Annotated in this window: 17 protein-coding genes, 1 tRNA gene and 1 pseudogene; 12 read left to right on the top strand and 7 right to left on the bottom strand. The window is 72.0% G+C overall.

What is annotated here, in order from left to right; genetic code table 11:
- From AAG827_RS13535 to AAG827_RS13510, 6 genes and pseudogenes are all read left to right on the top strand, one after another.
- Positions 1-1,171, top strand: a pseudogene (locus AAG827_RS13535) (DNA polymerase III subunit gamma/tau); the annotation flags it as partial.
- Positions 1,172-1,235: 64 nt separating this feature from the next.
- Entirely contained in the window at positions 1,236-1,613 is a 378-nt protein-coding gene (locus AAG827_RS13530) for a YbaB/EbfC family nucleoid-associated protein (protein WP_341926577.1), read from the top strand.
- A gap of 7 nt (positions 1,614-1,620) precedes the next feature.
- Positions 1,621-2,217 (top strand): recombination mediator RecR, encoded by a 597-nt coding sequence (recR, locus tag AAG827_RS13525; RefSeq protein ID WP_309649742.1) that lies wholly within the window; start codon positions 1,621-1,623, stop codon positions 2,215-2,217.
- On the top strand, positions 2,214-2,798 hold the full coding sequence (locus AAG827_RS13520; RefSeq protein ID WP_341926576.1) for a DUF5063 domain-containing protein: 585 nt from the start codon (positions 2,214-2,216) through the stop codon (positions 2,796-2,798). Before recR ends, AAG827_RS13520 begins: the two co-directional genes overlap by 4 nt.
- A 55-nt stretch (positions 2,799-2,853) precedes the next feature.
- Positions 2,854-4,125: an aspartate kinase gene (locus AAG827_RS13515; RefSeq protein ID WP_341926574.1), complete on the top strand. Its 1,272-nt coding sequence runs from the start codon at positions 2,854-2,856 to the stop codon at positions 4,123-4,125.
- The gene (locus AAG827_RS13510) at positions 4,122-5,165 is read left to right on the top strand and encodes an aspartate-semialdehyde dehydrogenase (protein WP_341926572.1); all 1,044 of its coding nucleotides are present in this window, start codon (positions 4,122-4,124) and stop codon (positions 5,163-5,165) included. Before AAG827_RS13515 ends, AAG827_RS13510 begins: the two co-directional genes overlap by 4 nt.
- 148 nt (positions 5,166-5,313) lie before the next feature.
- On the opposite strand, the gene AAG827_RS13505 is transcribed toward AAG827_RS13510, so the two are convergent.
- Genes AAG827_RS13505 through AAG827_RS13485 form a run of 5 tightly spaced genes read right to left on the bottom strand, consistent with a single transcriptional unit; the run spans position 5,314 to position 7,821 of the window.
- A complete protein-coding gene (locus AAG827_RS13505) occupies positions 5,314-6,117 on the bottom strand; it encodes a hypothetical protein (protein ID WP_341926571.1) in 804 nt (267 codons plus the stop codon).
- Between the two features lie 39 nt (positions 6,118-6,156).
- Entirely contained in the window at positions 6,157-6,279 is a 123-nt protein-coding gene (gene ykgO / locus AAG827_RS13500) for a type B 50S ribosomal protein L36 (RefSeq protein WP_341926569.1), read from the bottom strand.
- Positions 6,276-6,470 carry a 50S ribosomal protein L32 gene (rpmF, locus tag AAG827_RS13495; protein WP_341926567.1) on the bottom strand — a complete coding sequence of 65 codons (195 nt, stop codon included), beginning with the start codon at positions 6,468-6,470 and terminating at the stop codon, positions 6,276-6,278. The genes ykgO and rpmF overlap by 4 nt, the downstream gene beginning before the upstream one ends.
- Before the next feature lie 32 nt (positions 6,471-6,502).
- Entirely contained in the window at positions 6,503-7,579 is a 1,077-nt protein-coding gene (locus tag AAG827_RS13490) for a GTP-binding protein (RefSeq protein ID WP_341926566.1), read from the bottom strand.
- Positions 7,576-7,821 (bottom strand): type B 50S ribosomal protein L31, encoded by a 246-nt coding sequence (locus AAG827_RS13485; RefSeq protein ID WP_341926564.1) that lies wholly within the window; start codon positions 7,819-7,821, stop codon positions 7,576-7,578. The genes AAG827_RS13490 and AAG827_RS13485 overlap by 4 nt, the downstream gene beginning before the upstream one ends.
- 60 nt (positions 7,822-7,881) lie before the next feature.
- On the opposite strand from AAG827_RS13485, the gene rpmB reads away from it, so the two are divergent.
- Genes rpmB through AAG827_RS13460 form a run of 5 tightly spaced genes read left to right on the top strand, consistent with a single transcriptional unit; the run spans position 7,882 to position 9,369 of the window.
- Positions 7,882-8,118, top strand: a complete 237-nt coding sequence (rpmB, locus tag AAG827_RS13480) for a 50S ribosomal protein L28 (RefSeq protein WP_341926563.1) — start codon at positions 7,882-7,884, stop codon at positions 8,116-8,118.
- Positions 8,118-8,288 carry a 50S ribosomal protein L33 gene (gene rpmG / locus AAG827_RS13475; RefSeq protein WP_341926561.1) on the top strand — a complete coding sequence of 57 codons (171 nt, stop codon included), beginning with the start codon at positions 8,118-8,120 and terminating at the stop codon, positions 8,286-8,288. The genes rpmB and rpmG overlap by 1 nt, the downstream gene beginning before the upstream one ends.
- Positions 8,288-8,593, top strand: a complete 306-nt coding sequence (gene rpsN / locus AAG827_RS13470) for a 30S ribosomal protein S14 (RefSeq protein WP_341926560.1) — start codon at positions 8,288-8,290, stop codon at positions 8,591-8,593. The genes rpmG and rpsN overlap by 1 nt, the downstream gene beginning before the upstream one ends.
- Positions 8,594-8,644: 51 nt before the next feature.
- Positions 8,645-9,049: a Fur family transcriptional regulator gene (locus AAG827_RS13465; protein ID WP_341926559.1), complete on the top strand. Its 405-nt coding sequence runs from the start codon at positions 8,645-8,647 to the stop codon at positions 9,047-9,049.
- Between the two features lie 41 nt (positions 9,050-9,090).
- Positions 9,091-9,369 (top strand): HU family DNA-binding protein, encoded by a 279-nt coding sequence (locus AAG827_RS13460; RefSeq protein ID WP_309649736.1) that lies wholly within the window; start codon positions 9,091-9,093, stop codon positions 9,367-9,369.
- Positions 9,370-9,457: 88 nt separating this feature from the next.
- On the opposite strand, the gene AAG827_RS13455 is transcribed toward AAG827_RS13460, so the two are convergent.
- Together AAG827_RS13455 and AAG827_RS13450 are read right to left on the bottom strand one after the other, a co-directional pair.
- A tRNA-Pro gene (locus tag AAG827_RS13455) sits at positions 9,458-9,531 on the bottom strand.
- Positions 9,532-9,626: 95 nt separating this feature from the next.
- On the bottom strand, positions 9,627-10,550 hold the full coding sequence (locus tag AAG827_RS13450) for a metallophosphoesterase (protein WP_341926558.1): 924 nt from the start codon (positions 10,548-10,550) through the stop codon (positions 9,627-9,629).
- 25 nt (positions 10,551-10,575) lie between these two features.
- Here AAG827_RS13450 and AAG827_RS13445 point away from each other — a divergent pair, with 25 nt between their 5' ends.
- Positions 10,576-11,034 (top strand): GatB/YqeY domain-containing protein, encoded by a 459-nt coding sequence (locus AAG827_RS13445; RefSeq protein WP_341926557.1) that lies wholly within the window; start codon positions 10,576-10,578, stop codon positions 11,032-11,034.
- Positions 11,035-11,049 lie beyond the last annotated feature (15 nt).

The raw sequence follows: 11,049 nt of genomic DNA, 5'->3' as shown, positions 1-11,049 counted from the left end.
GCCCGCCACGGGCCTGATCGACGTCTCCGAGGACCAGGGCGAGCGACTGGTCGCCCAGGCCGCCCGCTTCGGCGCGGCCGAGCTGACCCGCGCGGCCGACCTCGTGGCGACCGGTCTCACCGAGATGCGCGGCGCCACCGCGCCCCGACTGCTGCTCGAGCTGATCTGTGCCCGGGTGCTGCTGCCCGGGGCCGACCACTCCACCGACGGCGTCCTGGCCCGCCTCGACCGCCTCGAGCGGCGAGCCGCCATCAGCGGCGGCGCTCCCGCTGCCGAGGCGTCGCCCGCGCTCACCCCCGGCCAGGACCGGCCGGCCCAGGTGCGGCCCGCGCCGCACGAGCCGGAGCCTCCGGTCGCGGTGCCCGTGGCCCCGGTCGTGGAGCACGAGGTCGTCACCCCGCAGCCCCCGCCCGCGCCGCCCGTGCCGACCGCGCAGCCCGCGCCGGTCGTCGTGGAGCCGGAGCGCGAGCCCGAGCCGGTGCCCGCCCCCGAGCCGGCCGCAGCGCCTGCGCCCGCCCCTACGCCCGCCCCTGCTCCTGCGGTCGCCGGGTCGAGCACCCTCTCGCTCGTCGACGTACGACGCCTGTGGCCCGACATCGTCGAGGCGACCAAGCAGCGCCGTCGGGTGACCTGGATCCACCTCACCCAGCACGCGCAGGTGGTCGCCGTCGACGCCACGACGCTGACGCTGGGCTTCTCCAACGCGGGCGCCCGCGACTCCTTCGACAACGGCGGCAGCTCCGAGATCGTGCGGCAGTCGGCCATCGACGTCGTGGGGGCCGACTGGAAGGTCGAGACGATCGTCGACCCGGGCGCCTCGGCCGACGTGCCACCGCCACCCGCCGCCGAGCCGCCGCAGCCCGAGCCGCTCCGGCCCGAGCCGCCGGTCGCGGTCGACGAGCGACCTGCGCCGGAGGCGCCGCCGGCCTGGATGAGCGACGGGTCGGAGCCCGAGGCCAAGCCCGGTCCGGAGGCCGTGCGCTCGGCCCGCGACGCGATCCAGACGACCCGCCCCGCGGGCGAGGACGCCGCCCGCGGCGCCGACCTCGCAGCGGCCGACGCGGACGCGCACCCCGACGACCTCGATGCCGACTCCGAGGAGCTCGGCGGGGCCGAGCTCCTCGCACGTGAGCTGGGTGCTCAGATCATCGAGGAGATCCGGCACTCTTGAGGCCCTCCCGCGCGTTGTCCCACCGACTCGTCCCAACCGTCCACAACCACGAGGTGACCGCACCATGACCCAGAACCCCTTCGACGCCCTGGGCGGCGGCGGCTTCGACATGAACGCCCTGCTGCAGCAGGCCCAGCAGATGCAGGAGCAGCTGCAGGCCGCCCAGGAGCGGCTGACCGACACCGTCCTGGACGGGACCGTCGCCGGTGGCGCCGTGACGGTCAAGGTCAGCGGCGTGGGTGACCTGATCGCGGTCGAGATCAAGGCCGGTGGCTTCGACGGCACCGACGCCGACGACCTGGCCGACCTCGGCGACATGATCGTGGCCGCCTACCGCGACGCCAAGTCGCAGGCCGACGCGCTCGCCGGCGAGGCCCTCGGACCGCTGGCCGGGGGTGGCGGCCTGCCGGGCATGCCGTCGACCGGTCAGCTGGGGTTCTGAGCCGACCTTGTACGAAGGTGTCGTCCAGGACCTGATCGACGAGCTCGGCCGCCTGCCGGGGGTCGGTCCCAAGAGTGCCCAGCGCATCGCGTTCCACCTGCTGCAGGCCGAGCCCGCCGACGTACGCCGGTTGGCCGACGTCCTCATGGAGGTCAAGGCCAAGGTCAAGTTCTGCTCGGTCTGCTTCAACGTCTCCGAGGACGAGCAGTGCCGGATCTGCCGTGATCCTCGCCGCGACCCGGCCGTCCTGTGCGTCGTCGAGGAGTACAAGGACGTCGTGGCCATCGAGCGCACCCGCGAGTTCCGGGGGCGCTACCACGTGCTCGGCGGGGCGATCTCGCCGATCGACGGGATCGGTCCCGACCAGCTGCGCATCAAGGAGCTGATGCCGCGCCTCAACGACGGTGTCGTCCTCGAGGTCGTGCTGGCGACCGACCCCAACCTCGAGGGAGAGGCCACCGCGACCTATCTCACGCGCCTGCTGCGGCCCATGGGGTTGCAAGTCACCCGCTTGGCGAGTGGACTGCCGGTGGGTGGTGACCTCGAGTACGCCGACGAGGTCACCTTGGGAAGAGCCTTCGCAGGGAGACGAGCAGCCGAATGAGCGCACCACAGATCGACACCGAGACCCAGGACTTCGCGCAGGAGATCGCCGACAGCGTCGAGAGCTTCCTCATCGCGCTGCGCGCCATCAGCCGCGAGGCGACCTCGGGCCAGGCGATCTCGTTGCTCCTCCTGGAGATCAGCCAGGTGCTGCTCGCCGGTGCCCGGCTCGGGGCGCAGCGCGACTTCACGCCGACCGCCGACTACCAGCCCGACGTGGGCCCGGAGGCCGACCTCGACGAGATGCGCCTGCGGCTGGCGGTCCTGCTCGGCAACGTCGACACCTACAGCTTCGTCTTCGACCCCTACGTCCCCGACGTGGTCGAGAGCCAGCTCTCCGACGACCTGACCGCGATCGCCACCGACCTCGAGAACGGCCTGCGCCACTTCCGCCTCGGCGACGTGACCGAGGCGCTGTGGTGGTGGCAGTTCTCCTATGTCGCGTCCTGGGGCAACCTCGCCGGAGCAGCGCTCAACGCGCTGCTCTCGGTGGTGTCGCACGACCGGCTCGACGTCGACAACGACGCCGAGATCGAGCAGATCGTGGCCGCCGAGGCCGTCTTGGACGGCGGCCCGGTCTGAGCGGGGGAGTCGTTAGACTCTGAGGGTCCTTCCCCGACCTCAGGAGTGAGCTGACGTGGGCATTGTCGTGCAGAAGTACGGCGGCTCTTCGGTCGCTGATGCCGCTGGCATCAAGCGAGTGGCGCAACGCATCGTCAACACCCGTAAGGCGGGCAACGACGTGGTCGTCGTGGTGTCCGCGATGGGCGACACGACCGACGAGCTGCGCGACCTCGCCGAGCAGGTGACGCCGCTGCCGCCGCCGCGCGAGCTCGACATGCTGCTGACCGCCGGCGAGCGCATCTCCATGGCCCTGGTGGCCATGGCGATCGCGCAGCTCGGGCACAAGGCGCAGTCCTTCACCGGCTCGCAGGCGGGCGTCATCACCGACTCCGCCCACGGTCGCGCCAAGATCATCGACATCACCCCGGGACGCATCGAGGCCGCCATCAAGGACGGTGCCATCGCGATCGTCGCCGGCTTCCAGGGCGTCTCCCAGGACACCAAGGACGTCACGACCCTCGGTCGCGGCGCCTCCGACACGACCGCCGTCGCGCTCGCCGCAGCGCTGGGCGCCGACGTGTGCGAGATCTACAGCGACGTCGACGGCGTCTTCACCGCAGACCCGCGCATCGTCAGCACGGCGCGCAAGCTCGACAAGGTCTCCACCGAGGTCATGCTCGAGATGGCTGCCTCGGGCGCCAAGATCCTCCACCTGCGGTGCGTCGAGTACGCCCGCCGCTACAACATGCCGGTCCACGTGCGCTCGTCCTTCTCGCAGAAGGAAGGCACCTGGGTCATCCCCGAGACAGTCGCAGGAGAAGACATGGAACAGGCGATCATCGCGGGCGTCGCCCACGACCGCAGCGAGGCCAAGATCACCGTCGTCGGCGTGCCCGACAAGGTCGGCGAGGCCGCGCGCATCTTCGAGGCGCTGGCGGCGACCGAGGTCAACATCGACATGGTCGTGCAGAACGTGTCGGCGGCCGCGACCGGACTGACGGACATCTCCTTCACCCTCCCGCGCACCGACGGGCAGACCGCCATGGCCGGGCTCGCCCGGATCCAGGACGAGGTCGGCTACGAGAAGCTCCTCTACGACGACCAGATCGGCAAGGTCTCGCTGATCGGTGCCGGCATGCGCTCGCACCCGGGCATCACGGCCAAGTTCTTCGCGGCCCTGGCCGCTGCCGGCGTCAACATCGAGATGATCTCCACCTCGGAGATCCGCATCTCGGTCGTCGTCAGCGAGGCCCAGGTCGACGAGGCCGTGCGGTCCACCCACACCGCCTTCGAGCTCGACAACCTCGAGGTCGAGGCGGTCGTCTACGGCGGGACCGGCCGATGAGCGTGCGCATCGGCATCGTCGGCGCGACCGGCCAGGTCGGCGTCGCCATGCGCCAGATCCTCGAGGAGCGGGGCTTCCCGGTCGACGAGATCCGTTTCTTCGCCTCGGCCCGCTCCGCCGGGACCGTGCTGCCCTACGCCGGGCGGGAGGTGATCGTCGAGGACGCGTCCACCGCCGACCCCGCCGGCCTCGACATCGCGCTCTTCTCCGCGGGCGCCACGACGTCGCGCGCGCTGGCTCCGGTCTTCGCCGCCGCCGGCGTGACGGTCATCGACAACTCGTCGGCGTTCCGCATGGACCCCGCCATCCCGCTCGTGGTCTCCGAGGTCAACCCTGAGGCGATCGAGCTCGCCCTGGGTGAGGGTGGCAAGCGGATCATCGCCAACCCCAACTGCACGACGATGGCAGCGATGCCCGTCCTCAAGCCGCTGCACGAGGAGGCCGGCCTGGTGCGGCTCATCGCTTCGACCTACCAGGCCGTCTCCGGCTCGGGTGTCGCCGGCGTCGAGGAGCTCGCCTCCCAGGTCGGCGCCGTGGGTGACAAGGCCCGCGAGCTGGCCTACGACGGCGAGGCCGTGAGCTTCCCCGAGCCCGTGAAGTACGAGCGGACGATCGCCTACAACGTGCTCCCCATGGCCGGCTCGATCGTCGACGACGGCCTGTTCGAGACCGACGAGGAGCAGAAGCTGCGCAACGAGTCGCGCAAGATCCTCGGCATCCCCGACCTGCGGGTCTCGGGCATCTGCGTGCGGGTGCCGGTCTTCACGGGCCACTCGCTGGCGATCAACGCCGAGTTCGCCTCGGCCATGACCGTCGAGCGGGCTCGCGAGCTGCTCGCCGCCGCTCCCGGTGTCGAGCTGTCCGACATCCCCACGCCGCTGCAGGCGGCGGGCAAGGACGCGTCGTACGTCGGTCGGATCCGGCAGGACCCGGGCGTCGACGGCGATCGCGGCCTCGCGCTGTTCATCTCCAACGACAACCTGCGCAAGGGTGCCGCGCTCAACACCGTGCAGATCGCCGAGCTGCTCGCCGCTCGCTGAGGTCCGCGAGCCCGCACGCCGCTTCATCAAGGGACGCAGACGAACCGCCACTCCCCACGGCGCAGACCCCGTGGTGGGTGGCGTGTCGTCGTGGGAAGTGGGCCGACTCGCGCCCGGTGCTGCAACACTGCGCCGACTCGGCGCAGGGTCAGTCCTCGGGCGCGTCGATGAACGTCGTGGTGACCCAGTGGGACAGCAGGTAGGTCGCGACCCCGACCAGCGGGATCACGATGATCATCCACCAGCGGTCGAGCACGTCGATGAAGACGAGCAGGGCGATCACGGCCAGCGAGCCGACCGCCAGAAAGCTGGTGCTGCCGGCGTCGGGGACCCGGAAGGCGCGCAGCAGGGCTGAGCCGATGACGACCGCGGCGACCACGATCGCCAGCAGGATCGGGAAGCCGGCGGCCCCGCACGACGCCGTGCCCTGCACGGCCTCGCAGGCCTTCAGGGAGCCGGCGGTGGCGGCGACCATCGCGGCGCCGACGAGCAGCCCGGTGAGGGCGGCCGCGACCCGACCGGTGACGATCGGCTCGCGGTCCTCAGCCGGAGGTCGGGGCGCCTGGGCGGGTGCGGGCGCCTTGGCCGCCTTCGGCGCCTTGGCCGCCTTCGGCGCCTTGGGAGGCTTGGGAGGCTTGGGCTGCTTCGCTGGGCGCGCGGGGGCCTCGTCGACGAAGAGCGGCCGGTCGTCCTCGGCCATGGCCGGGACGGTCTGACGCTCGGGTCGCACCTCGACGGGCGTCTCCGCCGGCGTCTCGACCGATGCCTCGACCGGCGCCTCGACCGGTGCCTCGACCGGCTCGATCACCCGGGTGTCCTCGGTCGGCTCGATCACCTGGGTGTCGTCGTCGGGGGCGGTGGCCTCGGGGGAGGCGGTCGGCCGGGTCTTCTTGCGGCCGAAGAGCTTCGGCAGCTCCAGGCTCGGCTCGGTGCGCTTGTCCTCGTCTCCCATGACGTCAGTGTGCCACGAGCAGTGACCCCCCTCACCTGGTCAGCCCTGCCGAGCCTTGAGCCTCGGGTTGCGCTTGTTGATGACGAAGACCCGACCCCGGCGGCGCACGACCTGTGACCCGGGTTGCTGCTTGAGCGATCGCAGCGAGTTGCGGACCTTCATCGCCCACCTCGTGGTGCCGCGCCGGTCGCCGGGTCGACGAGGCCGCGGCGGACGGCCTGCACGAGGCGACGGGGCACACGGTGCTGCGCGCCGTCGACGGCGACGGTCACCAGGTGGGGCGCGCTCGCCCTCCACCGGGCTCGCCGGTGTCGGGTGTTGCTGCGTGAGGTCCTGCACTGCGGGACGGCCATGGTCTTCCTCTCGGTGGGGTGGGTAGGGCAGGTCAGGCGACGACGCGGATCGGTCCGAGCCAGGGCTCGAAGCCGTCCTCGGCGACGTCCCAGGTGCCCGCGCCGACAGGGGCGTCGGAACGGGCCAGGAGCAGGTCGTCGAAGGAGTGCTGCAGGTGGCTCGGTGCCACGCCGACGCCGGCGAGGTCGATCCGGGTGTGGGGCGTACGACGACCCCAGGGCTCGCCGTGGCCGATGCTGAGCTGGCCTCCGGCGCCGTCCCACACCAGGGCTCGGCCGGGTCGCGTGGGCAGCCAGAAGCAGCCGCGGGAGCGGTGCCGGCCGCCACCGAGCTCCTCGAGCCGGTCGAGCAACCGGCCGGGGTGGAACGGGCGACGGGAGGTGAGGCTCTGGGCCCACACCAGGGGCGAGTCGACGTGGGGGACCGCGTCCCTCCGGACGGGTGACGACCAGGCCAGGGTCTCGCCGTGGCGGTGCAGGTCGGAGCACAGGGCGGAGCCGTCGACCGCCTCGAGCCCGTGGTGCACGAGGGCGTCGGGACGAGCCAGCGTGCGCACGAGATCGAGCCCGGCCGCCGTGGCGCCACCGCTGAGGACCACCAGGTCGGCGTACTCGACCATGGCGGCGGCCACCTCGCCGACGCCGCGATGGTCGTCGTGCGAGGTGTGCTGGCCACGCTCGGCGAGGAGCGCGTCGCCGACGAGGTCCTCCACGATGTCGCTGCCGTCGAGGGCGGTCACGACCGTCGCGACCCGCAGGTGCCGGGCCAGCCGGGTGTCCCAGGACAGGACGTTGCAGACCTGCCCGGCCTCCGCGCCGGTGGGCAGCGCGGCCAGCACGGTCGCCCAGCGGCCGTCGCGGGCGACCCGTTCGAGGGTGGGGATGATGTCCTCGCGCAAGGCACAGCTCACGCAGGCGTGCTCGAGCTCGATCTCCTCGCGCTCGACGACGCCGCTCAGGTCGCTCACCGAGCGGTGCAGGACCTGGGCCTCGACGTCGATGCGGTGTCGCACGGCCACGGCCTGCGGCAGGTCGAAGAGCATGCTCACCATCGCCGCCTCGAGGGTGGGGGTGTCGACGCCCGTGAGCAGGACGACGGGGGTCCTCATCGGGCGCCTCCGAAGCGTCGCTCGAACCGCTCAACGCGGCCCTCGCTGTCGAGGACCCGGCCGCGACCGGTCCAGAACGGGTGGCTGGCGACCGAGACGTCGACGTCGACGACGGGGTAGCTCCGCCCCTCGTGCTCGACGGTCTCGTCGCTGGTGAGGGTCGAGCGGGTGAGGATCTGCCAGCCCGCGGAGCGGTCGCGGAAGACCACCGGGGAGTAGGCGGGGTGAATGTCGGTCTGCACGCCTGCTTTCCTTCCTGTAGAATGAGAATCATTATCAATACTGCCATCGAAGGAGTGGTCATGTCACGTCGCTGTCAGGTCCGAGACGCCGGCCCCGGATTCGGACACCGGGTCTCGCACTCGCACCGCCGCACGAACCGGAGGTTCGACGTCAACGTCCAGCGCAAGCGCTACTGGGTGCCGAGCCTCGGGCGCCGCGTGACCCTGCGCGTGAGTGCTCGCGGCATCAAGGAGATCGACGTGCGTGGCATCGAGGCCGTCGTGGCCGACCTGCGTCGGCGCGGGGAGGTGCGCTGATGGCCCGGCGCGGCAACGACCTGCGCCCGGTGGTCAAGCTCCGCTCCACCGCCGGCACCGGGCACACCTACGTGACGCGCAAGAACCGGCGCAACGACCCCGAGCGGCTCGAGCTCAGCAAGTACGACCCGCGCGTGCGTCGTCACGTGCTGTTCCGCGAGGAGCGCTGATGGCCTCGCAGGCCAAGATCGCGGCGGAGCGGCGTCGACGTGCCACGGTCGAGAGGTACGCCGAGCGGCGGGCGCTGCTGCGCACCGCCGTCCTGGCAGCCGGGCCGGGGTCGCCGGAGCAGGCCGCCGCGGTGCGGGCGCTCTCCCGGCTGCCGCGTGACGCCTCCCCGGTGCGCGTGCGCAACCGGGACCAGGTGGACGGACGGCCGCGGGGCTTCCTGCGCAAGGCCGGGGTCTCGCGCATCACCTTCCGCATGATGGCGCACCGCGGTGAGCTGCCCGGCGTCCGCAAGGCGTCCTGGTAGGTCCGGGACGGGCCTCGGGGCGCCGTGGGTGACGACGGTAGGTTGGCGTGCATGAGCGAGACCACCGGCGTGCGGCCGACGCGACAGCGTCTGGCCGTGCGTCAGGTCCTCGACTCGGCCGACGACTTCCGCAGTGCCCAGGACATCCACGACGCGCTGCGTCGGGAAGGCGAGCGGGTCGGGCTGGCGACGGTCTACCGCGCGCTGCAGTCACTGGTCGAGGAGGGAGAGGTCGACGTCCTGAAGACGGACGCCGGCGAGGCCGTCTATCGCCGCTGCAGCACCCACCACCACCATCACCTCGTGTGCCGCGAGTGCGGTCGCACGGTGGAGATCGAAGGACCTGCGGTGGAGCGGTGGGCGACGGCGGTCGCGCTCGAGCACGGCTACGAGGACGCGAGCCACACCCTGGAGCTGTTCGGCACCTGTTCGCCGTGCCAGGGCGCTGTGCGCTAGCGTTGCAAACGAGAATCGATCTCACGATGAAAGGCATTACATTGAACCGCAACGAGCTCAAGGAAGCCGTCGCCGACAAGGCCGGCCTCGATGTCGGTCAGGCCGACCGCGCCCTCTCCGCCGTCCTGGACGCCATCACCGGCGCCCTGGCGTCGGGCGACAAGGTGACGCTGGCCGGCTTCGGCACGTTCGAGACGCGCGAGCGCGCGGCGCGCACCGGCCGCAACCCGCAGACCGGCGAGAGCATGGAGATCGCCGCGTCGACCGCAGCGGCCTTCAAGCCGGCCGCCGCGCTCAAGAAGGCCGTCTCCGAGCGCTGACGTCGCTGGTCGGGCTCTGCCCGACACGCAGAGGAGCCCCGGACCCACATGGTGGGTCCGGGGCTCCTGACGTCTTCGACGCCGTCTGTCGGGCTGACAGGATTTGAACCTGCGGCCTCCTCGTCCCGAACGAGGCGCGCTACCAAGCTGCGCCACAGCCCGATCATGGGCCCCTCCCGGTGGAGGGAGGAGCCCACGGTCGTCGAGCATACCCGAGGGCCACCGGAGCCTCGAATCTGGGCCGGGTCAGGCCCGCATCAGGTGACGGGCAGCAGGGTGAGCAACGAGGCCTCGGGTCGGCAGGCCACCCGGATCCGTGCGTAGGGGCTGGTGCCGAGCCCTGCGGAGACGTGCATCCAGGCCGAGCCGGGGTCGCCGGGTCGGGAGTCGGCTGGGTGCCGGTGCAGGCCGCGGGCGCGGGCGGGCTCGAGGTCGCAGTTGGTGGTGAGCGCCCGACCGCCGGGCAGGCAGACCTGCCCCCCGTGGGTGTGTCCGGCGAGGATCGCGTCGTAGCCGGCGGCGGCGTAGTGGTCGAGCACGCGGAGGTAGGGGGCGTGGGCGACGCCGAGGCGCAGGTCGGCGGCGGGGTCGGCCGGGCCGGAGACCTGGTCGAGCCGGTCGTAGCCCAGGTGGGGGTCGTCGACGCCCGCGAGGGCCAGCGTCGTCTCGCCGACCGTCAGGGAGCCGCGGCGGTTGGTGAGGTCCAGCCACCCCGCGCCGCTGAAGGCCTGCGACAGCAGGGGCCAGGGCAGCTGCGGCACGTCCGTGTGGCGCTTGCCGTCGTCGGGCAGCAGGTAGCGCAGGGGGTTGCGCAGGCTCGGCTCGAAGTAGTCGTTGGAGCCGTGGACGAAGACCCCAGGCACGTCGAGCAGCGACCCCAGGGAGTCCTTGACGACCGGCACGGCGTCACGGTGGGCCAGGTTGTCACCGGTGTCGACGACCAGGTCGGGCTCGAGGTCGGCCAGGTCGCGCAGCCACTCCTGCTTGCGGGTCTGGCCCGGGGTCATGTGGATGTCGCTGAGGTGCAGCACCCGCAGGGGCTTCATGCCACGCGGGAGGACCGCGACCTCCACCCGCCGCAAGGTGTAGGCCCGCGCCTCCCACACGGCGTACGCCGTGAGGCCGGAGGCCGCGAGCGCACCGGTGCCGAGCAGTCGGGGGAGAAACCGGAGGCTGGGCACGCGGCAAGGCTGCCACAATGGCCTCATGAGTGCCCTCAAGGACCGCCTGCGCACAGACCTCACCGCCTCGATCAAGTCGCGCGACGAGGTGCGTTCCTCGACCCTGCGGATGGTCCTGACCGCCATCACCAACGCGGAGGTCGCCGGCAAGGAGGCGCGTGAGCTGACCGACGACGACATCATCGGGGTGCTCTCCTCGGAGGCCAAGAAGCGCCGTGAGGCCGCCACGGCGTTCGCCGACGGCGGTCGCGAGGAGATGGCTGCCAAGGAGCGCGCCGAGTCGGAGGTGCTCGCCGACTACCTGCCCGCAGCGCTGAGCGACGAGGAGGTCGCCGGCATCGTCACCGCCGCGATCGAGCAGGTGGGTGCCGCAGGAGAGGGCATGAAGGCCATGGGCAAGGTCATGGGCCTCGTCACGCCCCAGGTGAAGGGCCGCGCCGACGGCGGCGCCGTCGCCGCGGAGGTGCGCCGCCAGCTCGGCTGACGCCGCGCCAGACCG

This window comes from Nocardioides psychrotolerans (assembly GCF_943371775.1).
Taxonomy (GTDB): domain Bacteria; phylum Actinomycetota; class Actinomycetes; order Propionibacteriales; family Nocardioidaceae; genus Nocardioides; species Nocardioides psychrotolerans_A.
The sequence above is the reverse complement of the archived record's forward strand: the minus strand, read 5'-3'. Positions and strand labels throughout refer to the sequence as shown.